The sequence below is a fragment of the Ruminococcus sp. FC2018 genome (assembly GCF_000621805.1).
Taxonomy (GTDB): Bacteria; Bacillota; Clostridia; order Oscillospirales; family Ruminococcaceae; genus Hominimerdicola.
On record NZ_JHXH01000003.1, the window covers coordinates 103110 to 128004 of the forward strand.

At 47.5% G+C, this 24895-nt stretch carries 33 protein-coding genes and 1 other annotated feature; of the genes, 2 read left to right on the forward strand and 31 right to left on the reverse strand.

Annotated elements, in window-relative coordinates:
• Positions 1–56: 56 nt before the first annotated feature.
• Positions 57–1727 carry a formate--tetrahydrofolate ligase gene (locus tag T494_RS0102920; protein ID WP_028504998.1) on the reverse strand — a complete coding sequence of 557 codons (1671 nt, stop codon included), beginning with the start codon at positions 1725–1727 and terminating at the stop codon, positions 57–59.
• 242 nt (positions 1728–1969) lie between these two features.
• On the opposite strand from T494_RS0102920, the gene T494_RS0102925 reads away from it, so the two are divergent.
• Together T494_RS0102925 and T494_RS14260 are read left to right on the forward strand one after the other, a co-directional pair.
• On the forward strand, positions 1970–4930 hold the full coding sequence (locus T494_RS0102925) for an acyl-CoA dehydratase activase-related protein (protein ID WP_028504999.1): 2961 nt from the start codon (positions 1970–1972) through the stop codon (positions 4928–4930).
• Positions 4920–6188, forward strand: coding sequence for a 2-hydroxyacyl-CoA dehydratase (locus T494_RS14260; RefSeq protein ID WP_051539964.1), 1269 nt, complete (start codon positions 4920–4922; stop codon positions 6186–6188). The genes T494_RS0102925 and T494_RS14260 overlap by 11 nt, the downstream gene beginning before the upstream one ends.
• A gap of 346 nt (positions 6189–6534) precedes the next feature.
• On the opposite strand, the gene T494_RS0102935 is transcribed toward T494_RS14260, so the two are convergent.
• From T494_RS0102935 to rpsC, 30 genes are all read right to left on the reverse strand, one after another.
• A complete protein-coding gene (locus T494_RS0102935) occupies positions 6535–6909 on the reverse strand; it encodes a RidA family protein (protein WP_028505001.1) in 375 nt (124 codons plus the stop codon).
• Between the two features lie 19 nt (positions 6910–6928).
• Entirely contained in the window at positions 6929–8131 is a 1203-nt protein-coding gene (gene ilvA / locus T494_RS0102940) for a threonine ammonia-lyase (RefSeq protein ID WP_028505002.1), read from the reverse strand.
• A 43-nt stretch (positions 8132–8174) separates the two neighbouring features.
• Positions 8175–8396: a binding site (T-box leader), on the reverse strand.
• 70 nt (positions 8397–8466) lie between these two features.
• Complete coding sequence (locus T494_RS12120; protein WP_051539966.1) at positions 8467–9744, reverse strand: ABC transporter substrate-binding protein; 1278 nt, start codon at positions 9742–9744, stop codon at positions 8467–8469.
• A 19-nt stretch (positions 9745–9763) separates the two neighbouring features.
• On the reverse strand, positions 9764–11257 hold the full coding sequence (locus T494_RS0102950) for a diguanylate cyclase (RefSeq protein WP_028505003.1): 1494 nt from the start codon (positions 11255–11257) through the stop codon (positions 9764–9766).
• 45 nt (positions 11258–11302) lie between these two features.
• Positions 11303–12493: a metallophosphoesterase gene (locus T494_RS0102955; RefSeq protein ID WP_028505004.1), complete on the reverse strand. Its 1191-nt coding sequence runs from the start codon at positions 12491–12493 to the stop codon at positions 11303–11305.
• A 150-nt stretch (positions 12494–12643) separates the two neighbouring features.
• Positions 12644–12985, reverse strand: a complete 342-nt coding sequence (gene rplQ, locus T494_RS0102960; protein WP_028505005.1) for a 50S ribosomal protein L17 — start codon at positions 12983–12985, stop codon at positions 12644–12646.
• An 18-nt stretch (positions 12986–13003) separates the two neighbouring features.
• Complete coding sequence (locus tag T494_RS0102965) at positions 13004–13963, reverse strand: DNA-directed RNA polymerase subunit alpha (RefSeq protein ID WP_028505006.1); 960 nt, start codon at positions 13961–13963, stop codon at positions 13004–13006.
• A 124-nt stretch (positions 13964–14087) separates the two neighbouring features.
• A complete protein-coding gene (gene rpsD, locus T494_RS0102970) occupies positions 14088–14684 on the reverse strand; it encodes a 30S ribosomal protein S4 (RefSeq protein ID WP_028505007.1) in 597 nt (198 codons plus the stop codon).
• Positions 14685–14770: 86 nt separating this feature from the next.
• Positions 14771–15172, reverse strand: a complete 402-nt coding sequence (gene rpsK, locus T494_RS0102975) for a 30S ribosomal protein S11 (RefSeq protein ID WP_028505008.1) — start codon at positions 15170–15172, stop codon at positions 14771–14773.
• Between the two features lie 15 nt (positions 15173–15187).
• Positions 15188–15556: a 30S ribosomal protein S13 gene (rpsM, locus tag T494_RS0102980; protein ID WP_028505009.1), complete on the reverse strand. Its 369-nt coding sequence runs from the start codon at positions 15554–15556 to the stop codon at positions 15188–15190.
• Between the two features lie 29 nt (positions 15557–15585).
• Positions 15586–15699: a 50S ribosomal protein L36 gene (rpmJ, locus tag T494_RS0102985; protein WP_028505010.1), complete on the reverse strand. Its 114-nt coding sequence runs from the start codon at positions 15697–15699 to the stop codon at positions 15586–15588.
• A 52-nt stretch (positions 15700–15751) separates the two neighbouring features.
• The gene (infA, locus tag T494_RS0102990) at positions 15752–15970 is read right to left on the reverse strand and encodes a translation initiation factor IF-1 (protein ID WP_028505011.1); all 219 of its coding nucleotides are present in this window, start codon (positions 15968–15970) and stop codon (positions 15752–15754) included.
• A gap of 16 nt (positions 15971–15986) precedes the next feature.
• Entirely contained in the window at positions 15987–16253 is a 267-nt protein-coding gene (locus T494_RS12125; RefSeq protein ID WP_242836373.1) for a KOW domain-containing RNA-binding protein, read from the reverse strand.
• A gap of 15 nt (positions 16254–16268) precedes the next feature.
• A complete protein-coding gene (map, locus tag T494_RS0103000) occupies positions 16269–17015 on the reverse strand; it encodes a type I methionyl aminopeptidase (RefSeq protein WP_028505012.1) in 747 nt (248 codons plus the stop codon).
• A gap of 34 nt (positions 17016–17049) precedes the next feature.
• A complete protein-coding gene (locus T494_RS0103005) occupies positions 17050–17682 on the reverse strand; it encodes an adenylate kinase (RefSeq protein ID WP_028505013.1) in 633 nt (210 codons plus the stop codon).
• Between the two features lie 132 nt (positions 17683–17814).
• Positions 17815–19110, reverse strand: a complete 1296-nt coding sequence (gene secY, locus T494_RS0103010; protein WP_028505014.1) for a preprotein translocase subunit SecY — start codon at positions 19108–19110, stop codon at positions 17815–17817.
• A gap of 2 nt (positions 19111–19112) precedes the next feature.
• Positions 19113–19553, reverse strand: coding sequence for a 50S ribosomal protein L15 (gene rplO, locus T494_RS0103015; RefSeq protein ID WP_028505015.1), 441 nt, complete (start codon positions 19551–19553; stop codon positions 19113–19115).
• A gap of 19 nt (positions 19554–19572) precedes the next feature.
• Positions 19573–19752: a 50S ribosomal protein L30 gene (gene rpmD / locus T494_RS0103020; RefSeq protein WP_028505016.1), complete on the reverse strand. Its 180-nt coding sequence runs from the start codon at positions 19750–19752 to the stop codon at positions 19573–19575.
• 13 nt (positions 19753–19765) lie between these two features.
• Positions 19766–20266 (reverse strand): 30S ribosomal protein S5, encoded by a 501-nt coding sequence (gene rpsE, locus T494_RS0103025; RefSeq protein WP_028505017.1) that lies wholly within the window; start codon positions 20264–20266, stop codon positions 19766–19768.
• 17 nt (positions 20267–20283) lie between these two features.
• Positions 20284–20643, reverse strand: coding sequence for a 50S ribosomal protein L18 (gene rplR / locus T494_RS0103030; protein ID WP_028505018.1), 360 nt, complete (start codon positions 20641–20643; stop codon positions 20284–20286).
• 18 nt (positions 20644–20661) lie between these two features.
• Positions 20662–21213, reverse strand: coding sequence for a 50S ribosomal protein L6 (gene rplF, locus T494_RS0103035; protein WP_028505019.1), 552 nt, complete (start codon positions 21211–21213; stop codon positions 20662–20664).
• A gap of 14 nt (positions 21214–21227) precedes the next feature.
• Entirely contained in the window at positions 21228–21626 is a 399-nt protein-coding gene (rpsH, locus tag T494_RS0103040; protein ID WP_028505020.1) for a 30S ribosomal protein S8, read from the reverse strand.
• A 15-nt stretch (positions 21627–21641) separates the two neighbouring features.
• Positions 21642–21827, reverse strand: coding sequence for a type Z 30S ribosomal protein S14 (locus T494_RS0103045; RefSeq protein WP_028505021.1), 186 nt, complete (start codon positions 21825–21827; stop codon positions 21642–21644).
• A gap of 19 nt (positions 21828–21846) precedes the next feature.
• Positions 21847–22389 carry a 50S ribosomal protein L5 gene (gene rplE / locus T494_RS0103050; RefSeq protein ID WP_028505022.1) on the reverse strand — a complete coding sequence of 181 codons (543 nt, stop codon included), beginning with the start codon at positions 22387–22389 and terminating at the stop codon, positions 21847–21849.
• 17 nt (positions 22390–22406) lie between these two features.
• Entirely contained in the window at positions 22407–22724 is a 318-nt protein-coding gene (gene rplX, locus T494_RS0103055) for a 50S ribosomal protein L24 (protein ID WP_028505023.1), read from the reverse strand.
• 15 nt (positions 22725–22739) lie between these two features.
• Complete coding sequence (gene rplN / locus T494_RS0103060; RefSeq protein ID WP_028505024.1) at positions 22740–23108, reverse strand: 50S ribosomal protein L14; 369 nt, start codon at positions 23106–23108, stop codon at positions 22740–22742.
• A gap of 45 nt (positions 23109–23153) precedes the next feature.
• A complete protein-coding gene (gene rpsQ, locus T494_RS0103065) occupies positions 23154–23414 on the reverse strand; it encodes a 30S ribosomal protein S17 (RefSeq protein WP_028505025.1) in 261 nt (86 codons plus the stop codon).
• A gap of 20 nt (positions 23415–23434) precedes the next feature.
• Positions 23435–23632 carry a 50S ribosomal protein L29 gene (gene rpmC / locus T494_RS0103070; RefSeq protein WP_028505026.1) on the reverse strand — a complete coding sequence of 66 codons (198 nt, stop codon included), beginning with the start codon at positions 23630–23632 and terminating at the stop codon, positions 23435–23437.
• Complete coding sequence (gene rplP, locus T494_RS0103075; RefSeq protein ID WP_028505027.1) at positions 23632–24063, reverse strand: 50S ribosomal protein L16; 432 nt, start codon at positions 24061–24063, stop codon at positions 23632–23634. The genes rpmC and rplP overlap by 1 nt, the downstream gene beginning before the upstream one ends.
• Positions 24063–24881: a 30S ribosomal protein S3 gene (gene rpsC, locus T494_RS0103080; protein WP_028505028.1), complete on the reverse strand. Its 819-nt coding sequence runs from the start codon at positions 24879–24881 to the stop codon at positions 24063–24065. The genes rplP and rpsC overlap by 1 nt, the downstream gene beginning before the upstream one ends.
• Positions 24882–24895 lie beyond the last annotated feature (14 nt).

A 24895-nucleotide genomic window follows, 5' to 3' on the forward strand; every position in this document is an offset into this window, starting at 1 on the left:
AAAACAGCGAGGACAGAGAAATGCCCTCGCCGGATAGGTGATATTTACAGCAGTTATCAGAACAGTCCGTAGAGATTTCCCTTGTTATCGCAGTCGATATCAAAAGCAGCAGGGTGCTTGGGAAGTCCCGGCATGGTCATTATATCGCCTGTGTAAGCCACCACAAAGCCTGCGCCTGCGGAAAGTCTTACGTCACGGACAGTTATCTCGAAATTCTCCGGCTTGCCCAGCTTTGCAGGGTCGTCGGAAAGAGAATACTGGGTCTTAGCTACGCACACGGGGATATCTCCGAAGCCCAGCTCGGTAATCTCCTTGATAGCCTTTTCAGCCTGGGAGGTATATACAACACCGTCGGCTCTGTATATCTCCTTGGCAAGTATGCCCAGCTTTTCCTTTATAGGCAGCTTTTCGTCATAAAGCGGCTTGTAGTTTGAAGGCTTGCTGTCGATAGTATCGCAAACCTTCTGTGCCAGATCCTTTCCGCCTTCGCCGCCCTTTGCGAATATCTCTGCCAGCGAATACTCAACGCCCATTTCCTCGCAAGTCTGCTTGATGACCTCTATCTCGGCATCGGTATCTGTATGGAAGCGGTTGATAGCCACAACTACGGGCACGCCGAATTTCTGCATATTCTCAATATGCGTTTTAAGATTAACAACGCCCTTTTTCAAAGCGTCCACATTTTCATTTGTCAGCTCTGCTCTTGCCATTCCTCCGTTGTATTTGAGCGCCCTGATAGTTGCAACAAGAACCACACAGCTTGGCTTGAGCCCTGCAAAACGGCACTTGATGTCAAAGAACTTTTCTGCGCCCAGATCGGAACCGAAGCCTGCCTCGGTGATAGTGTAATCAGCAAGTTTAAGGCACAGCTTTGTTGCCCTTACCGAGTTGCAGCCGTGAGCGATATTTGCAAACGGACCGCCGTGCATTATAGCAGGGGTATTTTCCAGCGTCTGCACCAGGTTAGGCTTGAGGGCATCCTTCAGCAGAGCTGTCATTGCGCCGCAGCCGCCGAGCTGCTTTGCATACACCGCATTTCCATCAAGGTCATAGCCCACAAGAATGCTCTCCAGTCGCTTTTTGAGGTCGTCGAGGTCGCTTGCGAGGCAAAGGATAGCCATTATCTCGGAAGCGACGGTTATCTGGAATCCGTCCTGTCTTGGGAAACCGTTTATCTTTCCGCCCAGACCCACAATTACCTCACGCAGCGCACGGTCGTTCATATCCATACATCTCTTGAAGAGAATGCGTCTTTGGTCAAGTCGCAGGGGGTTGCCCTGGTGGATAGAGTTGTCTATCAGCGCACACAGCAGGTTGTTAGCCGCTGTTATAGCGTGCATATCGCCCGTGAAATGCAGGTTTATGTCCTCCATAGGCACTACCTGTGCGTATCCGCCGCCTGCGGCACCGCCCTTTATTCCGAACACAGGTCCCAGCGACGGCTCACGCAGCGCAAGGATAGCGTTTTTGCCTATCTTCGCCATAGACTCTGCAAGACCTACGGAAATAGTTGTTTTGCCCTCGCCGGCAGGGGTAGGGTTTATAGCGGTGACAAGAATGAGCTTTCCGTCGGGCTTATCCTTGGTCTTTTCGTAAAGGCTCTCACTCAGCTTTGCCTTATAGTGACCGTAAGGCTCAAAGTCCTCCTCGCTTATGCCGAGGTTAGCGGCGATCTCGCCTATTTTCAGCATTTTCGCCTGCTTTGCGATCTCGATATCTGACAGCATTTCAATCAAATCCTTTCAGTAATAATAATGAAATAATCGACGAATAAATTATACCACAAACCCCCGGTTTTTGCAATAGCAAATTTGCCGTCAAATCTCTTGCTTCTTACCTCCTACATCTTACCTCTAAAAAGCACTTGTATTTTTGCAGCAAATATGCTATACTATCTATGTATACGTTCTATCCTGCGGATATTGACGAAAAACCGCAAAGGAGCATGATTTCTGTAAGGGAGATTTTTATGGAAAAGATTTACGATTTAGGTATAGACGTTGGCTCAACTACCGTCAAGACGGTCATTGTTGACGACGACGGAAACTTCATTTACAACAAGTACGAAAGGCACTTTTCAAAGGTGCGTGAAACTGTTGCACAGCAGCTGAAGCTTATCGGCGAAAAATTCAAAGGCGACAGGTTCAGGATCGCCATAACCGGCTCGGCGGGTCTGGGTATCGCCCAGGCAAGCGACATCGCTTTTGTGCAGGAGGTATACTCGGCTTTTGTTGCGGTCAACAAGACATATCCCGACGCTGACGTTGTGGTAGAGCTGGGTGGTGAGGACGCAAAGATAATCTTCCTCACCGGCGGTGTGGAACAGCGAATGAACGGCTCCTGCGCAGGCGGTACGGGTGCATTTATCGACCAGATGGCAAGCCTGCTGGACATCACTCCCGACGAGATGAACGAGCTTGCGCTGCAAAGCACAAAGACCTACCCGATAGCTTCACGCTGCGGCGTTTTTGCTAAATCAGACGTTCAGCCGCTGCTGAACCAGGGCGCAAAGAAAGAGGACATCTCCGCATCTATCTTCCAGGCTGTTGTTGACCAGACGGTATCGGGACTGGCACAGGGCAGAAAGATAGCAGGAAAGGTTTTGTTCCTGGGTGGACCGCTTACATATCTCAGCGCACTGCGCAAGGCATTCAAAACAACACTTTCTCTTGACAACGAACACGCTATACTCCCGGAAAAGTCCAGCTGCTATGTGGCATACGGTGCTGCGCTGCACGCACATACCCTTGCCCAGGAGGCGACCATTGAGGAGACCCTTGAGCGTATTGCAAACGCAAAGACCAACGACAGCATAACCACAGGCAAGCCTTTGTTTGAGTCAAGGGATGACTATGCTGCTTTTGTTGACAGACACAGACAGTCCGACCTTAAATACGAGGATATACGCACCTACGAGGGCGACGCATACCTGGGAATAGATGCCGGCTCCACCACCACCAAGCTGGTGCTGGTAACACCCGAGGGCAAGCTGCTTTATCAGCATTACTGTTCCAACAGGGGACAGCCTCTGGATATTATTGCAGCAAAGCTTGAGGAGATATATAATCTTGCCGGTCCGGGACTTAACATAAAATCTTCCGCAGTTACAGGCTACGGCGAGGACCTTATCCGTGCAGGTCTGGGAGTGGACTACGGCATAGTTGAGACAGTGGCGCACTACAAGGCGGCGGCATACTTCTGCCCGAATGTTGACTTTATCATCGACATTGGCGGACAGGATATCAAGTGCTTCAAGATAAAGAACAATGCCATTGACAGCATTATGCTCAACGAGGCTTGCTCTTCGGGCTGCGGCTCGTTTATACAGACCTTTGCTCAGGCTATGGGCTACGACATATCCGAGTTTGCACGTCTGGGGCTTTTCGCAAAGGCTCCTGTGGAGCTTGGCTCACGGTGCACAGTGTTTATGAACTCTTCTGTAAAACAGGCACAGAAGGACGGTGCAACGGTGGAGGACATCTCCGCAGGTCTGTCCTCATCCATAATCAAAAATGCGGTCTACAAAGTTATCAGAGCAAAAACCATAGAGGAGCTTGGAAAGAACATCGTCGTTCAGGGCGGAACGTTCCTCAACGATGCGGTGCTGCGCTCGTTTGAGACAGAGCTTGGCAGAAACGTTATAAGACCTGCAATAGCAGGACTTATGGGTGCTTTCGGCTGTGCACTGTTTGCCATGGAAAAGACAAAGCATAAGGACTGCACCTCAGGTATTCTTACCCCGCAGCAGCTCAAAGAGTTTGCATACAACTCAACCGCTGTTCAGTGCAAGGGCTGCGGCGCACACTGTAACCTTACGATAATCAGGTTCAATGACGGTCACCGCTTCGTTTCCGGCAACCGCTGCGAAAAGGGTGCAGGCATAAAAGTCACCGACCGTGCAGAGAACATGATAGAATACAAATACAAGCTGATAAAGGACTACGAGCTGACAAAGCCACAGGGCAAGCCGAAGGCAAGGGTAGGATTCCCTCTCGCACTGAGTTTCTACGACCTGATGCCGTATTTCCACACGCTGTTCACCGAGCTTGGATTTGAGGTAGTGCTTTCAGAGGAATCCACAAGGGATACCTACTACAAGGGACAGCAGACTATCGCTTCGGACACGGTATGCTATCCTGCTAAGCTTTGCCACGGACACATTGAAAGTCTGCTGGACAAGAAGGTGGATTTCATATTCTACCCGTGTATGAGCTATAACATTGACGAGGGCGGCTCGGATAACCATTACAACTGCCCTGTTGTTGCTTACTATCCGGAGCTTCTGAAGGCTAACAACGACAAGCTCAACGACAAAAACTTTATCGCCCCCTATCTTGACATCAACATGAAAAAGCACGTTGCCCACGTTGTGTCAAAGTGCCTTGCAAGATACGGCATTACCGAAAAGCAGGTGCTGGGCGTGCTCAACAAGGCATACACCGCACAGCTTCGCTACCGCAGGAACATTGAAAAGAAAGCTCGTGAGATAATCGCCGATGCACGCAGCAAGGGACAGAAGATAATCGTTGTTGCAGGCAGACCTTACCACATCGACCCGGAGATAAACCACGGTATCCACAAGCTTATCGCTTCGCTGGGATTTGCAGTCGTCACCGAGGACAGCGTTTCGGGACTGGTGGACACACCTTCCGTTGACGTTCTAAATCAGTGGACATATCATTCAAGACTTTACAGGGCTGCGGAGTATGTGTGCGAAAATGAGGATATGCAGCTGGTACAGCTGGTCTCCTTCGGCTGTGGGATCGATGCGGTGACCACCGACGAGGTCAGGGCGATACTTGAGGAAAAAGGCAAGCTGTACACACAGCTGAAAATAGACGAGATAACCAACCTGGGTGCGGCAAAGATAAGGCTGCGTTCACTGGCTGCGGCTCTTGAGGAAAAGGAGGAAAGGGTATATGTCGGATAAGAAAAAGCTCGCTCCTAAAGAGCCTTCAACAAGAGTTCAAAAGACCTTTTTCACCGAGGAGATGAAAAAGGACTACACCATTCTTGTGCCGGATATGCTTCCCATACATTTCAAGCTCATTATCAAGATATATGAAAAGTACGGCTATAAAATGGAGCTTCTCACAAACACCTCACGCAACGTTATCGACGAGGGATTGAAAAACACCCACAACGATACCTGCTATCCTGCACTTATCGTTATCGGTCAGTTTATGGACGCTCTCAAAAGCGGCAAGTATGACCTTAACAAGGTGGCACTTATAATGTCGCAGACAGGCGGCGGATGCCGTGCATCAAACTACATACACCTTATCAGAAAGGCTGTTTCAAGCCAGTTTCCACAGGTGCCGGTGCTGTCACTTAACTTCAGCGGTCTTGAAAAGAACCCTGCGTTCCCCATGACACCTGCCATCGCTCTGAGGCTTATCTATGCGGTGCTTTACGGCGATATGCTCATGCTGCTTTACAACCAGTGCAAGCCCTATGAAGTGGTGCCCGGCTCCACAGACAAGCTGCTTGCCCGCTGGCAGCACAGAATGGGAAAGCTGTTTGACACAAAGACAGGATACACTCACACGAAGCGCATTTACAAGGCGATGCTGCGTGATTTTGCGGCACTTGAAAGAACAAGCGAGAAAAAGCCAAAGGTAGGAATTGTGGGCGAGATATACGTAAAGTACTCCCCCCTTGCAAACAATCACCTCAACGAGTTTCTGCTTGAAGAGGGCTGCGAGCCGAACGTTCCTGGACTGCTGGATTTCGTGCTTTACTGCGCATCCGACCCGATAAACGACCGCCTGCTGTACGGCATCTTTGACAAGTCAACTGTGCTTTACACTATCGGCTACGATATCCTTTACAAGTTCCAGAAGCAGCAGATAAAGGTCATTGAGGAGCACGGCGTTTTCCAGCCTCCCCACGATTTCGAGCACCTGCGCAGATGTGCCGACAAGTACATTCACCAGGGCGTAAAAATGGGTGAGGGCTGGCTCATCACCGCTGAAATGGCAGCTCTTGCCGAAACGGGCACAGAAAATATCATCTGTACACAGCCCTTTGGCTGCCTGCCTAACCACATTGTTGCCAAGGGCAGCGCACGAGTTATCAAGCAGGCGTACCCCAACGCAAACATCGTTGCTATCGACTATGACCCGGGCGCAACAAAGGTAAACCAGGAAAACCGCATCAAGCTGATGCTTGCAAACGCAAGGCTGTAATTATTGAGGGCAACTCTTTTGGAAGAAGCAAAAAATGGAGAAGTCTTTTTGACTTCTCCATTTTTTTAGAGTAACCGTGGTAACGGTTACTCTGTTCCCCCCGAGGATACCCGACGGGTATCCTCGCAAGCGACCAAAGGTCGCTTATCCCCCTTTCAGAAACCTTTTATTGATTTTCGGCGGCTGGGAGCTTTGCTCCCGACCGCCGAAAATGAGTAAGGGCACCGAGAGAATCTAAGAAAAATTCTTTTCAAGAGGGTTGCCCTCAAAAAAACAGCATAGCACTAACACAAAAAACAGACAATGCTTACACAAAAGCACTGTCTGTTTTTTTCTGTTATCAGTTTTAAAGCTCTGCGATGACCTCGACCTCAACAAGAACATCCTTTGGAAGCTCCTTTGCTGCTACGCAGCTGCGTGCAGGCTTTGAGGTGAAATACTCACCGTAGATCTCGTTGAAAGCTGCAAAGTCTGACATATTCTTGAGGAAGCATATTGTCTTGACAGCCTTGGTGATGTCGCTGCCTGCTGCCTCAAGGAGGTTTTTCAGGTTCTTGCATACCTGATGTGTCTGCTCCTGGATAGTTGCCGCATCAACATTTCCTGTTGCGGGGTCGATAGCTATCTGTCCCGATGTGAAAACAAGGTTTCCAACTACCTTTGCCTGCGAATAAGGTCCGATAGCGTCCGGGGCATTTTTTGTGTAGATCGTCTGTGCCATTTTACATTACTCCTTTATCTTATTTATTAACTATCTTAAAGCCGTTATCGGCAAGTGACTGTCTTATTTCCTTGATGTGCTCGTAATCCCTTGTTTCAAGCACAATGCGAAGCAGGCAGTCGGTAATGTCGCTGTCCTCGCTTGCTCTTTCGTGGTGGATAGAAACAACGTTTCCTCCCATGTCGGAGATGATAGCCGAAACGCCCTTGAGCTGACCCGGCTTATCCTCAAGCTGAATGGTCATCGTGTCGCTTCTGCCGGACTTGAGCAGACCTCTCTTGATAACTCTTGAAAGGATAGTAACGTCGATATTTCCGCCGGAAACAAGGCAGACTACCTTCTTGCCTTTTATATCAGGGACTTTATTGAACATTACAGCCGCAACGGAAACTGCGCCTGCGCCCTCAGCAATAAGCTTCTGGTTCTCTATCAGGTGGAGTATTGCCGAGGAAACCTCATCGTCGGTAACTGTTACCATGCCGTCAACATACTTTGAGCAGTACTCAAACGTGTTCACACCCGGCTCCTTTACCTTGATACCGTCTGCAATGGTGTGGACATTGTCAAGGCACTTTATCTTCCCCTCTTCAAGGGATTCCACCATTGAAGGTGCACCTGTTGCCTGGACGCCGTAAACTCTGATGCTTGGTCTGAGCTGTTTAATGGCAAAGGCAACGCCTGAGATAAGTCCGCCGCCGCCAACCGGTACAACTACCACATCACAGTCGGATACCTCGTTAAGTATCTCAAGACCGATAGTTCCCTGACCGGCGATAACATTTTCGTCGTCAAACGGGTGGATAAAGGTATAGCCCTTTTCGTCACGCTGTCTGATTGCCTCGGCATAGGCATCGTCGTAAACTCCGGGCACAAGGCAGATCTGTGCGCCGTAGCTCTTTGTAGCCTCTACCTTGGAGATAGGTGCGCCGTCAGGCAGGCAGATCACGGAGCTGATGCCGTTTTTTGTAGCGGCAAGAGCAACGCCCTGGGCATGATTTCCTGCGGAGCAGGCAATAACACCGTGGGATTTTTCCTCTTCGGTGAGCTGAGATATCTTGTAATAAGCGCCTCTCACCTTAAAAGATCCTGTAACCTGAAGATTCTCGGTTTTCAGGTAGGTATGCACCTGGGGATTGATCTGGGGCGCATAGATGCAGGCGGTAGGTCTGATGACCTCTTTAAGAACCTTTGATGCGTCAAAAACCTTGTCTAATGTCAACATATTTCCAACCTCTTTTTAATAAAATAAAAATCTCCGCCTCTATTACAGAGGCGAAGACATAGTTTCTCCGTGTTACCACTCTGATTGCAGAAAATCCGTATTCTCTGCCGCTCAAACTCCATAACGGTGAGTTACCGTGCCCGCTTACTTTATTTCGGCAGACCGACTCGGGAATGATCCTGCATGGGTTTTCCTTACGGCGTTGCACCGACCCGCCGCTCTCTGAAAGGCACTGCCCTTACACCTTTTCCGTCAAAGTCTTTCAAATATACTAAGATTATATCACCGCAGAGGGAAATTGTCAAGCACTCACCATACAAAAAACATCATCATTCTCATTTGAAGAGCACCTTGATGGATCTTATCTCCTTCACAAACTCCTCACTCTTTTCCGCAGGGTCAGAGCCATTATATGTCACATCATAGCATTTTGACAAAAACAGCTTGAAAAAGCTTTCGTTCTCCAGGTGACTGCTCATTGCTTTTATTGAGGTATCGGCGTTCATTTTTCTGTCCGCCACCGCCTGAAGGTCGCTGAGCATATCCCTTGACTCAAGCACCTCCTGGGCTGACTTGCTCAGAGGTATGCCTTTTTCGGTACCCTGAAGCTTTGCCATTTCCTCGCTGTTGAGCAGATGGTCCACAAATTTCGCAACCTTTTGCGGCTCCTTGGTATTCTTGCTTATGCAGTAAAGAGCCATTGGCTTTTTATACCACCCTATGGACTTGCCTTTGTTTACGGTAATAAGATCCCCAAGGGAAATATTCACCGGCCGGGCGTTTACTCCGGAGTTATCGTTGAAATAGCTTTTTGCGTCCGATATCCAGCATACCAGTCCTGCCGTTTTACCGTTAAAAAAGTCTGTATGTCTGAAACCGTCGGGACGGGGGGTAACGCCGCTGTCAAGCAGCTTCCTGCCGAATTCCAGCATTATCTTAAAGTCCTGCGCTGTATACTGCATATGGTTTGAGCTGTCAAAAAGAGGCTTGCCTGTTGTTTGCTCGGCATATGCCACACAGCTCAGCCAGAAAGCTTTTTCTCCCATTTCAAGCACATATACTCCCTCTTTTTTCAGCTTCTGTGCCGCCAGGAAAAGCTCATCCCATGTGGTGGGCACAGCAATGTCGTACTTTCTCAGCGTATTGGTATTATAGAAAAAGTTTATGCTGTTAAGGGAAATAGGTATCCCCTGGAGCTTACCGTTGACCCTTCCCAGATCAAGCTGCTGTGGGGTGTAATTATCAAGTCTTATTTCGTCTTTCAAAGTCTCAAGGTCATAAAACTCGTATCCCTGTGAGTTATACTCATACAGCCAGTTGTAGTTTATCTGCATAACATCCGGTATCTCATCGGAGATGATTTTTGCATCGAGCCAGCTTTTATATCCGGAGAGCTCGCAGTAACTGGGCTTTACAACGATATTATTTTTATTCTCGAATATTTTTATCGACTCCAGGGTGTACTTGCTTCTCATATCGTTGCCCCACCAGCTGAAGGATATGCCGGTATTGTGGCTCTGCTTGGTGACGTTAGTCTGATCCACAAGTTCACAAGAGGAAAAGGACACAAGAACAGCAAACACGATCAGAATGCTCAACACTCGTTTTTTCATGTCCGTTTCCCCCTTTGTATCACTTATCTCCCTGTTTTTCCTTAGGAAGGTCCTTATAGAACCTGCACTTGCAGGCACGGGTCTTCATACTGTCCTCAAGGGCGGTCTTTGCCTGCTCGTAGAGCACGTCGTAATCGTCGTTGTCGTCGGGATATATGGCTGCGCCCACGGCACACATTATAATTCCACGTTCGTTTTCCAGCTCCAGCTTATCAAGCTCTCCCTCCAGCTGACGTGCGTTATCCTTTATTCTGTCATGGGCTTTGAAAAGGTCAAAATCGGTAAAGTCCGCAAGCACGGCAAACTCGTTTTCACCTGTTTTGCCCACGGTGTTTTTCTTTCCGTAAAACTCACGCAGCACTCCCGAGACCTTTACCAGAGCTTCATCCACAGCATTTTCTCCGTAGTTTTCATTTATAAGGTCGTAATTCTTAATGCTCACAAGCATAAGCACCATGGTGGTTCCGTTTATACATCTGTCTATTTTTTCTACGATCACATTTTCCAGTGCTTCATTCATTATAAGCCCGGTGAGCTTATCAATACTCTCGGTAGAATAATGTCCACGGTAGATTATATTATCCGGCATTTTTGACGACGAAAGCAGTAAGCCCACAAAGAACACTATCACCACCGCAACACCCAGGATACTTGTGCAATATATGAGTATTCTCAGATAGCGGCTGTTTCGTGATGAAAAATCACTTACCGAGATAATGTGCCAGTTGTTTGCACACCTTGCAGAGCTTGCGGCATACTTCAGACTATCCACTGCCACAGGCTCGCCGTCGCTCCACACTGCTTTCAGATTTTTCACAGCTTCGTCCGTAACGGAGGACCTGTTCACGGAGAATATCTCGTTTCCGCCGTCGTCCACCAGTATAAAGCTAAGATGCTTTGCATCATTTTCCGGGAAAACAGATTTCAGGGCATTTGTAAAAATGGATCCTGCCAGTATCGTTCCCGAATTAAGCCGGCGCACGAAATACAATCTGTCATAGTCCCCCTTAACTCCTGTGAGCCAAAGCTTCTGCTGATCCTTAAGATAGCCGCTGAGCTTGGAATATATATCATTTTCAAAAGAACTGTTGGTAGCGTTTGACACTCTGCCCACAGTATGGTTGTCGTCATACAGCAGGAAAAAGTCGTTATAATTATCCGTAGTGCTCATATACAGCATAAACTCTTTCAATTCGTTTTCCATACGGATATCATAGTTTCTGCTATTGCCTTTATAGACCGACTCTTCAAAATTTTTATAACTCTCGCTCTGGATCACTCGGGTGGTGACCTCTTCCATTTTTTCAAGTCTGCTCTGGATCCCGTTGGAAAGCTGGGAGTTCATGGTATAGACATTCTGGCGGCTTATACTTGTATTCTGGTCAAGCACAAAGTACACCGCCACGATCACAGCTGCCACAAAGGCAAGGATTATGATCGTACCGCTGATGATGCCCGTGCGCCGTCTTGCAGATGCAACTGCGCTCACCGCTTTAGCCTTATTGCTTTTCATCACACCTCTCCCCTTTACGCAGATATAGCCCTTCTCCGATTTGTTCTATCCTTTGAATCTGACTTTTACCGAACATATTTCCGCACGGGTGCCCACACGCATATACGGTCCGTAAACACCCATGCCAGATGTTACCACGCTTGTCATATCCCCCTTTTGGAGCACGCCGCATGGATTTTCCCATATATTTCTCACTATGACCGTCAGAGGGAACAGCTGTCCGTCGTGGGTATGTCCGCTGAAATCTATGTCCGCTCCTGCGTCCGCAGTTTCCTGAAGCTCGTCCGGCTCATGGGCAATAACAAATACAGGCTTTGTTTTATCAAGATCCTTTGTCAGCTCTGCAATAGATGCTCTGCTTCCGTCATCGGTGCCTGGCTTATCTCTGTCCCGTCTGCCCACAAGATAAAACTTGTTGTCCACAAGCACGTGATCGTCATAAAGCACTTTTATTCCGCAGTCCTCAACAAAGTCCTGCATCTGACGGGACAATGCTGGTGACTCCCCCCAGGAGAAGGTAAAGCCCATAAGTATCTTTTCTTCGATGTCATGGTTTCCCATTGTGGCATAAACGCCGTACTTGCTTTTTATTCTGTGAAACTGCTCCTTGATCCCCTCCGGGTCGTCAAGGCTGTCATAGCTGTTGTCAAAGATGTCCCCTGCAATAACCACAAGGTCCGGATCCTGTTCATTTATTTTGTCCACCATCACCTTCATCTGGTTCACGCCAATGGAGTAGCCAAGGTGAAGATCTGCCGCAAGGACTACGTTCATATCGCTTATGCCCTCACAGCTTTTATTTACGTTCACCTCATACTTGGTCGTTCTGATATTTCTTGCGTTTACGCCTCCGAAAATGCACACAAGCACGGTAAGGATCGTAAGCAAAGACCCTACGGTTATCTTTCCGCCTCTGGAAAAGAGCCTGGTATTTTTCAGCTTTGTGTGCTTTGCGATAAGATGCAGCACCTCAAACAGTCCCACAGCGATAACGCTGTACAGCAGCACGCCCATCCAGTATGTGGATATTCTTCTCACCACAATGGCAAAAAGGTTCCTTGGCAGCACAAATGCCAGCAGGGGCGAAAGTACCAATGCTATATAGACCACCGTAAAGGGTATCTTAAATCTTTTCCATGCCAGCCTGTGGTTACAGTTTTTCAGCCAGTGGAAAAATCTCACGAGCAAATATATAGTAACCGCCAGATATGGCGGCAGCAAAAACAAAAATATCATTTAAAAAATCCTCCAAACACCAACATTATACAATATTCCCCTGAAAAAATCAACCACTATTATTTTAATATTGCCGCCGGTGCTGCAAAAGAGGATAACAAAAAAGGAAGCCTCAGAAATTGAGACTTCCCTTTGATCATTGTATTGATATTAAACCAACTTAATAATAGCCATTTCAGCAGCGTCGCCACGGCGGGGACCGATCTTGATGATCTGTGTATAACCACCGTTGCGTCCTTCGTAAGAAGGTGCGATCTCGTCAAAAAGCTTCTTTGCAACGCCTTCCTTGGTTACATAAGAAAATACCTGACGCTTTGAATGAAGATCGCCTGCTTTGCCGAGGGTTATCATTTTCTCGGTCATTGCAGCTACTTCTTTAGCTCTTGTTACAGTTGTTTCAATCTTACCGTTTTCGAGAAGAAATGTGACCATTGCTCTGAGCATTGCCCTTCTCTGGTCAGTAGTCCTTCCCAGTTTTCTTGTGCCTGGCATAGATTTTCACTCCTTACATTAATTATCGTCTTCCGAACTGAGTTCATACCCCAAAGAATGAAGCTTAGCCTTAACTTCCTCAAAAGATTTCTTTCCAAGGTTTCTGACCTTCATCATTTCTTCTTCGGACTTTTCGATCAAATCGTTGACCGTGTTTATTCCTGCACGCTTGAGACAGTTGAAAGAACGCACAGATAAGTCAAGTTCCTCAATGGTCATCTCAAGAACTTTTTCCTTGCTCTTATCATCTTTTTCTGCCATGATCTCAACTACGTTGACTTCCTCTGACAGATCCACGAATGGATTTAGATGCTCGTTGAGGAGTTTGGCTGCCATTGATACAGCTTCCTTTGCAGATATGGTACCGTCGGTCCATACCTCAAGGGTGAGCTTATCATAATCGGTGATCTGTCCTACACGGGTATTGTCCACAGTATAGTTCACCTTTAATACCGGCGAATAGATGCTGTCCACAGCGATAACACCGATGGGGGCATTTGTCATAAGGCTCTTGTTCTTTTCAGCGGAAACGTATCCACGACCCCTGTCGATCGTTATTTCCATAAAGAGCTTTGCACCTGCACCCAGTGTTGCAATATGCATATCCGGTACCAGTATATCTACCTCGGAATCAGCCTTGATGTCTGCGGCGGTAACTTCACATTCACCCTCTGCTTCGATATAGATGGTCTTTGGTCCTTCACAATAAAGTTTTGCGGTCAGTCCCTTGAGGTTGAGAATGATCTCTGTAACATCTTCTCTTACTCCCGGGATAGTTGAAAGCTCGTGGTGTACGTCGTCGATCTTTACAGATGTAACGGCAACACCCGGCAATGAGGAGAGCAGTACACGTCTCAGACTATTTCCGAGAGTGATACCATAGCCACGCTCCAGCGGCTCTAAAACAAACTTGCCATAGGTTCCGTTTGGGCGAAGCTCAGGCGTTTCGATCTTAGGCTTCTCTATTTTTTCAAGCATTTAAAACCCTCCCTGTGTTCTAACTGTTTGTTGTTATTCGGTTGATGTGTTTAGGTTTCGCCATGTCCGGCAAAAACTTATGAGAATATTTCCCACAAGCTTTTGAACCATAGGACTGTGTGTATTACTTAGAATACAGCTCGACGATCAGATGCTCCTCGATCTCGTAGTCAAGGTCTTCCTTAACGGGCAGACGGGTCACCTTTGCGGTCTGCTTTTCCTTGTCCACATCAAGCCATGTAGGAGTGGTTCTTCCTGCCGTTGCCTCGATGATCTGCTTGAACTTTTCGCTCTTCTTGCTATTTTCCTTCAGGGAGATAACATCGCCTACTCTTACTCTGTAAGAAGGAATGTCTACTCTCTTGCCGTTAACAAGAAAATGTCCGTGAACTACCAGCTGACGTGCTTCTCTTCTGGTCATAGCCATGCCCATTCTGAAAGCGATGTTGTCAAGTCTGGACTCAAGAAGTGTGATAAGGTTTGCACCTGCCTGACCTTCCATCTTCTGAGCAAGCTCAAAATAGTGGAAGAAAGGCTTTTCCAGCATACCATAGATAAACTTCAGCTTCTGCTTCTCCTTGAGCTGGAGTCCGTACTCGGATACTTTTCTTCTCTTGTTAGCGTTAGGATCACGCTTGGTTTCCTTAGCAACGCCCATAACCATTGGGCTGATACCAAGAGCCTTACATCTCTTGAGTATTGGTTCTCTATTTACTGCCATAGTAAATTCCTCCGTTTTTAATGATGTATCAGATCTTAGCTTAAATGCTTATCTGACTTTGAGTAAACTGATAACTCAAACTGTGATTATACTCTTCTTCTCTTAGGCGGGCGGCATCCGTTATGAGGAATTGGGGTAACGTCCTTGATAAGTCTTACCTCAAGGTCCTCGGACTGGAGTGCTCTGATAGCAGCTTCACGTCCTGCACCCGGTCCCTTTACATAAACCTCAACTATCTTCAGACCATGCTCCTTAGCAGCTCTTGCAGCTGTCTCGGCAGCTGTCTGTGCAGCGAATGGAGTAGACTTCTTTGAGCCTCTGAATCCAAGTCCGCCTGCAGATGCCCATGAGATAGCGTTGCCCTGCATATCGGTAATGGTTACGATAGTGTTGTTGAAAGTAGACTGGATATGAACCTGTCCCTGTTCGATATTTTTTCTTTCACGGCGGCGACGGATAGTCGTTACCTTCTTTTTAGGTTGAGCCATTGTTCACACCCTCCCTTACTTCTTCTTGTTAGCGATGGTCTTAACAGGACCCTTACGAGTTCTTGCGTTTGTCTTGGTTCTCTGTCCACGTACAGGAAGTCCTCTGCGGTGACGGATACCACGATAGCAGCCGATCTCTGTAAGTCTCTTGATGTTAAGAGCCACATTTCTTCTGAGGTCACCCTCAACTGTCAAATTATGATCAATATATTCACGAAGCTTTGCTACATCGTCCTCGTTCATATCCTTGACACGAGTGTCCGGATCAACGCCTGTTTCTTTGACGATCTTTGTAGCAGTCTTCTGACCGATGCCGTAGATATAAGTAAGAGCTACCTCTATTCTTTTATCTCTTGGCAGGTCGATACCAGCAATACGAGCCATTGTTTAGCTGCACCTCCATTATTGGTTTGTTAGCCCTGTCTTTGTTTATGCTTTGGGTTCTGGCAGATCACCATGATCTTGCCCTTTCTCTTGATAACCTTGCACTTCTCGCAAATAGGCTTAACTGAAGGTCTTACTTTCATTGAAATACCTCCTCTTGATTCATCTGCATCATTCTGACCTTGGGGATATTGATCACTTGGATCTCCAGGTGATCCTGCCCTTTGTCAGATCATACGGTGACATTTCGACCGTTACCTTATCCCCAGGAACGATCCTAATGTAGTTCATACGAAGCTTGCCGGAAATGTGGGCAAGGATCTTATGACCGTTAGAAAGCTCTACCTGGAATGTTGCATTCGGCAGTGCCTCCACAACTGTGCCTTCAAGCTCGATAACATCTTCCTTTGACATTAAAATACCTCCTCGTTCAAAGGTTTTCGGTCTGCTGAAAGTCAGACTGGGTCATGTACTGACTTATCAGTTTTCTTAACTTTTTATTTGTCAGCTCTTCGGTGCTGATCGTTACGTGCATAGGTGAAATGTGTTTTCGATTTTTCCGCTTTGGCTTTTCAAGCTTCCTTGTTCTGCCGTCGCTTATATAAACGAAACCGTCGTGAACTCCCACTGCAACGAAAAGGAAGCCTTTATCACGACCTGCGCACGCTCTTACCAAAGAGCCTTTAACGATCTCCACGATGCCTTACCCTTCTCACGGTCTGGTCAGAATGACCGCACCGTCCTGAGTAACAGCGATCGTATGCTCAAAATGAGCTGAGAGCTTGCCGTCTGCGGTTTTGATTGTCCAGCCGTCGTCCAGCTGATACACCTTTGCAGTCCCCTGGTTTATCATAGGCTCGATGGCGATGACCATACCTGCCACAAGTCTGATACCGTGTCCTGCTCTGCCGTAGTTAGGGACCTCCGGATCCTCATGAAGAACCTTTCCTACCCCATGTCCGACAAATTCTCTCACAACGGAGTAACCGTTATCCTCGTTGTACTTTGCGATAGCCGCACCGAGATCTCCCAGCCTTACGCCGGGCTTTACCATATCTATTGCAAGATACAGACTTTCCTCGGTTGACTTCATAAGTGCCTTAGCCTCATCGGAGACCTCTCCGCAGGCAAAGGTCTTGCAGGAATCCCCGTGGTAGCCGTCGATATAGGCTCCCACATCCACCGAAACGATATCTCCCTCAAGGATCTTTCTCGGTCCGGGTATCCCGTGTATCACCTCATCGTTTATGGAGATACAAGCAGAGCCTGTAAATCCGCCATAGCCAAGAAAGCTTGGCTTTGCACCGTGGGAGGTGATATATCTGTGGACGACCTTGTCAAGCTCCAGGGTAGTCATACCCGGTCTTAACGCTTCGCCCGCAGCGAGGATAGCGCCGGCGGTGATCTGTCCCGCCTTACGCATCTTCTCTATTTCTTTATTGGATTTGACACATATCATTATTTATGCCTTTTTGACCTTTCTATGCAGCGCCTTAGCCCTTGAGTGCAGCAAGCACCAGGTCGTTGGTCTCTGCTACGGAATCTGTACCATGAACTGTTACCAGCTTGCCCTGCTTGGAGTAGTAATCTACCAGCGGAGCGGTGGTCTTGTGATATGTTTCAAGTCTGCTGATCACTGTTGCCGGCTCGTCATCCTTTCTGATAACAAGCTCTTTTCCGCAAACATCACACACGCCCTCGACCTTTGGAGCCTTGGTAACAACGTGATAGGTTGCGCCGCAGTCCAGACAAACTCTTCTGCCTGAAAGTCTGCTCTTTATCTTTTCATCCTCAACAGCAAGCTCAATGACCTTATCGATCTGAACGCCCATGTTATCCAGAGCCTCAGCCTGAGGAACTGTTCTTGGGAAACCGTCGAGAATAAAACCGTTTTGTGCATCAGGCTCTGCGATCCTGTCCTTGAGAATACCGATAACGATATCGTCGGACACCAGCGCACCTGCATCCATTGCAGCCTTTGCTTTAAGACCGTACTCTGTGCCTGCCTTTACAGCTGCACGGAGCATATTACCTGTGGAGATGGTAGGGATACCAAGCTCCTTGCACATAACCTCTGCCTGAGTGCCTTTTCCGGCACCGGGAGCGCCTAAAAGAATAATGTTCATACTTTAACTATATCCCTGTAAACAAGGATATATCCTCCTTTCGTGGTTTTATAGGTTTTGCCCTGTGGCTTGCACAAAGCTTATTTTGAATTATCCATTTTCAAAATCTACTGCCTTACAAAAACTCGGGGGTTATTCCAGGAAGCCCTTGTGATGACGCATCATCATCTGGGACTCCATTGTACGAACTGTTTCAAGGGCAACTGCCACAACGATAAGGATGGAAGTACCGCCCATTGCAATGTTCATCTTTGTGATAGCTGTAAAGATGATAGGGAATATAGCTATTACGCCCAGGAATATAGCGCCCACCAATGTGATCTTGCCCAGGATCCTCTTGATATAATCGGATGTGGGTTTACCGGGTCTGATTCCGGGGATGCCGCCGTTATTCTGTCTCAGATTGTTAGCTATCTCAACAGGATTATACTGCATTGAAACATAGAAATAGTTAAATCCGATTATCAGCAGGAAATAAATTATAGCGTACACAGGATGTGTATATCTGAACCAGCTCAGGAACTTGTCATAGAACGAGCCCGGGTTTGGTTTGATGAACATTTCCAGTGTTGACGGAAGTGAAACGAACGCCATAGCGAAGATGATAGGCAGAACGCCGCTCATTGCTATCTTGACAGGAATAAAGGTATTCTGTCCGCCGTACTGTTTCCTTCCCACTACTCTTTTTGCGTACTGGATCGGTATTCTTCTTTCTGCCTCGTTCATAAAGATGATAAAGGCGATCATCAGAACGAAAACAATGATAATGATCGGAACGAGGATCATATTCTTTGCGTTGCCGGTCTGCATCAGCTGTACAAGTCCGATAACTGCTGCCGGACCTCTTGCGATGATACCAGCGAACAACAGCATTGAGATACCGTTTCCGATACCCTTTGCGTTGATCTCCTCACCAAGCCAGATGGTCATTGAAGCACCTGCTGTGAAGCAAGCGATAATAACTATCTCTGCAAATACCTTTGCGAAGCCGTCTGTATAAACAACTGCGCCTGCCTTTGAAAGTGTGAGGTAGTATGCCCAACCCTGGAATATAGCGATCAGCAAAGCAAAATACTTTGTGATCTTGTCCAGTTTCTTCCTGCCTTCGGGACCTTCGTGTGCAAGTCTTTCCAGCGGAGGAAGAGCATAAGTGAGAAGCTGAATAATGATCTGTGCATTGATATACGGTGAAACAGACAGTGCCAGAAGAGTGGCTTTGGAGAAGTTACCTCCGGACAGAACGTTCAGGTAGCTGAAGAAGTTACCTGTATTCTCGCTCTGTTCAAACCAGCTCTTGAGTGCTGCTGAATCAAGGAACGGAACGGGGACCGTACCGCCCACTCTGTATATGACGATGATGAAGAATGTAAATATGAGTTTTTTCCTTAAGTCCGGTATTTTCCAGGCATTACGAAATGTCTCTATCACAATTACATCACCTCAGCCTTCCCGCCTGCCTTTTCGATTTTTTCCTTGGCAGCTGCCGAGAACTTGGCAGCCTTTACGGTAAGGTTCTTAGTAAGCTCGCCGTTTCCAAGCACCTTGATGCCGTCAAGCTCCTTATTAACAAGTCCGCTTGCCTTGAGCAGCTCTGCGTCAACGGTGATACCGTCGTTGAACATTTCAAGATCCGAAACATTGATAACTGCGTACTTTGTTGCAAATATATTGTTGAATCCACGCTTAGGGATCCTTCGAGCCAGTGCTGTCTGACCGCCTTCAAAGCCCGGTCTGATCGAGCCGCCGGAACGTGCCTTCTGTCCCTTGTGACCCTTGCCGGCTGTCTTTCCGTTTCCGGAACCGTGACCTCTGCCCTTACGCTTGCTCTCTACGTTTGAGCCGGGCATAGGTGATAATTCGTGCAGTTTCATTTGTATTGCACCTCCTTGCTTAAGCTTGGGTTACTTTTATAAGGTGAGATACGACCTTGATCTTACCCTGTGTCTGTGGGTTATCAGGCTGATCTGTTGTGTCACCGATTTTTCTCAGACCAAGAGAATTTGCAGTGGCGATCTGCTTTGCGCTTCTACCGTTCAAGCTCTTGACCAGTTCGATTTTCAGGTTTGCCATCTGTTATTCCTCCTTAGCCTACAATTTCTTTTGCAGTCTTGCCTCTCTTTGCAGCGATCTCATCAAGACTTCTTACTGCAGCAAGACCTGCAAGTGTAGCTCTTACTACGTTGCAAGGATTGTTTGAACGAAGTGACTTTGTTCTGATATCCTTGATGCCTGCCATCTCTACTACCGATCTCACAGGACCACCTGCGATAACACCGGTACCGGGAGCAGCCGGCTTCATAAGAACTGCGCCTGCGCCATATTTTCCAACGATCTCGTGAGGGATTGTTGTACCCTTGAGTGAGATCTTTATAAGATTCTTCTTAGCGTCCTCGATACCCTTACGGATCGCATCCGGAACTTCTCCGGACTTTCCGATGCCGAAGCCTACTGTGCCGTTTCCGTCGCCTACAACAACCAGTGCTGCAAACTTATAGATACGACCACCCTTAACGGTCTTGGATACTCTGTTGATCGCAACTACCTTTTCGCTAAGTTCCAATGTTGAAGCATCTATTAAAGCCAAATGTATACCCTCCTTATTTAGAACTTAAGTCCGCCTTCACGGGCTCCGTCTGCTAACTCCTGAACACGTCCGTGGTAAAGGAATCCGCCTCTGTCGAATACAACATTCTCGATTCCCTTTGCCTTAGCCGCTGAAGCGATCATCTCTCCGACCTTGCGAGCGCCTTCCTTGTTGCTGCCCTTGCCGTCAAAATCCTTTGACATTGAGGATGCTGCGCAAAGTGTAACGCCTGTCTCGTCGTTTATGATCTGTGCATAGATATGCTTAGAGGAGCGGAATACATTAAGGCGAGGACACTGTGCAGTACCGCAGATCTTATTGCGGACTCTTGCGTGTCTCTTGGCTCTTGCCTTAGCCTTGTCAAGCTTTTTAACCATAGTAATTCTCTCCTTTTATTACTTCTTAGCACCCTTACCGGCTTTACCTTCCTTATGGATAACGTACTCGCCGACATAGCGGATACCCTTACCCTTATAAGGCTCCGGTGGACGCTTCTTACGGATCTCGCAAGCAAACTGACCAACTTCCTGCTTGTCGCAGCCTGATACTGTGATGTGGTTTGCATCAGGCATCTCCAACTTGATAGTATCTGTTTCAGCGATAACTACCTGATTGGAGAAGCCCAGGTTAAGAACCAGGTTCTTGCCCTGCTTCTGTCCTCTGTAACCTACACCTACGATCTCCAGCTGCTTTGTGAATCCATTTGTTACACCCTCGACCATATTGTTGAGAAGTGTTCTTGTAAGACCGTGCAGTGACTTGTGCATCTTGTCCTCGCTTGGACGCTCAACAGTGAGCACACCTGCATCGTTCTTGATTATCATATCACCATGAAGCTTCTTGGTGAGTGTTCCCTTTGGTCCCTTGACCGTAACCAGATTGCCTTCCGCAATTGTTACATCCACACCTGCAGGAACACTAATCGGCTTGATACCTATTCTTGACATAACATTAGTCCTCCTTACCAGATGAATGCGAGAACTTCTCCGCCCACGTTCAGCTCACGAGCCTTCTTATCGGTGATAACGCCCTTGGATGTTGATACGATGGCAACACCAAGACCCTTTATTACCTTAGGCATATCCTCGCAGCTTGCGTAGATCCTCAGTCCCGGCTTAGACACTCTTCTAAGACCTGTGATGACTGAATTTCTGTTCTCGTCATATTTAAGAGTAATTCTTATTATACCCTGCTTACCGTCCTCAATGATCTTGAAGTCCTTGATATAGCCCTCGTCCACGAGGATCTGTATGATGGACTTCTTCATATTAGATGCAGGAACGTCAACAGTTGCGTGCTTTGCAGAACTTGCATTACGAATTCTGGTCAATAAATCTGCTATTGTATCAGTAATTTGCATGCTTGTTAACCTCCTTTACCAACTTGCCTTCTTAACGCCCGGGATCTTACCCTCATGAGCCAGTTCTCTGAAGCAGATACGGCAGATGCCGAACTTTCTCAGATATGCATGAGGTCTTCCGCAGATCTTACATCTGTTGTAAGCACGAGTTGAATACTTAGGCGCAGCCTGCTGCTTGTTTATCATAGACTTCTTAGCCATTACTTATATCCTCCTCTTCTTACTTCTCTGCAAAAGGTGCGCCCATCAGTGAGAGCAGCTCTTTTGCCTCTTCATCGGTGTTTGCGGTAGTGATAAAGTTGATATCCATACCACGAACCTTGTCGATCTTATCGTACTCGATCTCAGGGAAGATCAGCTGCTCTTTGATACCGGTGGAGTAATTTCCTCTGCCGTCGAAAGAGTTTGCGCTGATGCCTCTGAAGTCACGAACACGTGGGAATGCAACATTGAAAAGTCTGTCAACAAACTCATACATCTTTTCCGATCTGAGTGTTACCTTAACGCCGATCACCTGTCCGTCACGAAGCTTGAAGTTAGCAACAGACTTCTTGGACTTGCACACTACAGGCTTCTGTCCTGTGATCGCTGCAAGGTCAGCCATGATAGCGTCGATGACCTTCTTGTTATCCTTATCAGCTCCGCAGCCAACGTTGATGACTACCTTATCGAGCTTTGGGATCTGCATTACGTTTGAATAGTTGAACTTCTTCATCATAGCAGGAGCTACGGTGTTCACATATTCTTCTTTAAGTCTTGACATCGTTTAACTCCTCCTTATCATATTTCTTCGCTGCAGCTCTTGCAGACTCTGACTTTAGAGCCGTCCTCAAGGATCTTGTGAGCGATCCTTGTAGGCTTGCTGCACTTAGGGCAAACCAGCTGTACCTTGCTTGCATACATAGCTGCCTCAGCCTCTACGATGCCGCCCTGCTCGCCCTGTCTTCTGGGCTTAACGTGCTTTGTTACAACATTAAGTCCCTCAACGATTACCTTACCTTCCTTGGGAGATACCTGAAGTACCTTACCCTGCTTGCCCTTATCCTTACCGGAAAGAACAACGACGGTGTCGCCTGATCTTACGTGTACCTTATTCATTTACGACACCTCCGATCAAAGAACTTCAGGAGCCAGAGACAGGATCTTCAGATAATCCTTTTCTCTCAGTTCCTTTGCAACAGGTCCGAATATACGGGTTCCTCTTGGGTTCTTATCTTCCTTGATTATTACAGCTGCGTTCTCGTCGAAACGGATATATGTTCCGTCAGAACGACGAAGACCCTTTGCTGAACGAACGATTACTGCTTTAACAACATCGCCCTTTTTAACAACTCCGCCTGGTGTTGCTTTTTTAACAGAACAAACGACAACGTCACCGATGTTTGCATACTTTCTGCGAGTTCCGCCAAGAACTCTGATGCACATAAGCTCCTTAGCTCCGGAGTTATCTGCAACCTTAAGGTAAGTCTGCATCTGTATCACAGTGCGTTCCTCCTTTCAAATATAAGTGCTTTTGCACGATACTTATTACTTAGCCTTCTCAAGAATCGAAACCAGTCTCCATCTCTTGTCCTTGGACAGCGGACGGGTCTCCATTACCTTTACTCTGTCACCGATGCCGCATTCATTCTTCTCATCGTGTGCCTTGAGCTTAACGGTCTTCTTGATGATCTTCTTGTACAGAGGGTGCTGAACGTTATCCTTGATAGCAACTACGATGGTCTTATCCATCTTATCGGATACTACAACACCGACTCTGGTCTTTCTGAGGTTTCTCTCTTCGCTCACAGTAGTTCCTCCTTCACCTTTTACTGAATTTCAGACTCTTGCTTACGAATGACTGTTTTAACACGAGCAATATCCTTCTTTACAGCCTTTAATCTCATTGGATTCTCCAACTGATTAACGGCGTGCTGGAAACGAAGGTTGAAAAGCTCCTGCTTGAGTTCAGCCAGCTTGCTGTTAAGCTCGTCGGCTGTCATGTTATTGATTTCATTTGCCTTCATTACTGCTCACCACCCGTTTCTTGAGTATCTCTGGTTATAAACTTACACTTGATAGGCAGCTTGTGCATTGCAAGACGCATAGCCTCTCTTGCAGCCTCCTCGCTAACGCCGGCGATCTCGAACATTACTCTGCCCGGCTTAACAACTGCTACCCAGTAATCAGGAGCGCCCTTACCTTTACCCATTCGGGTACCAAGCGGCTTTCTTGTTGCCGGCTTGTCCGGGAACACCTTGATCCAGACCTGACCGCCACGCTTGATGTATCTTGTCATAGCGATACGGGCAGCCTCGATCTGATTTGATGTGATCCATGCAGGCTGAAGAGCCTGGAGACCGAACTCACCGTTTGAAACCTTGTTTCCACGCATTGCCTTACCGGTCATGCGTCCACGGTGCTGTTTTCTGTACTTAACTCTCTTTGGAAGCAGCATTAGTTGTTACCTCCTTCTCTTTTCATTTCACGAGCCTTGTTATACTCTCTGCGGTTATCCTTAGCTCTGTCGTTCTGACGGGGTCTGCGTCTTCTGTCGCTTCTCTCGCCCTGGTCTCTTCTGTCGGAAGGAGCAGCCTCACCCTTGAGGACCTCTCCTCTGTAGATCCAGACCTTTACGCCCAGCTTACCGTATGTGGTAAGTGCCTCTGCGAAACCGTAGTCGATATCAGCTCTGATTGTCTGAAGCGGGATAGTACCCTCGTGGTAGCTCTCGCTTCTTGCGATCTCAGCACCTGCAAGTCTGCCGGATACTGTTGTCTTTATACCCTTTGCGCCCAGCTTCATAGCTCTGCCGATGGACTGCTTCATAGCTCTTCTGTACGAGATTCTGTCCTCAAGATCGTGTGCGATCTTCTCGGCAACCAGCTGTGCATTAAGGTCAGGTGACCTTACCTCTACGATATTTACGGCAACACTCTTGCCGATCATCTTCTCAATGTTTGCACGAAGCTTGTCGATCTCTGCTCCGCCTCTGCCGATCACAAGTCCCGGCTTTGCACAATGAATGTGCACCTTGACCTTTGAACTGCCGTCTTTATCAGCGAATCTTTCGATCTCAATCTTCGGAACACCTGCATATACGCACTTATCGTTAGGGTTCTTCGATCTTCTGTTAAGCTCTCTCATAATGAACTTACGGATATTGAAGTCCTCTACCAGTGTGTCGCCAAAGGTGCTCTTATCTGCAAACCAGCGGGAATCCCAATCCTTGATAACACCTACACGAAGTCCGTGTGGATTAACTTTCTGTCCCATAGTTTACCTCCTCT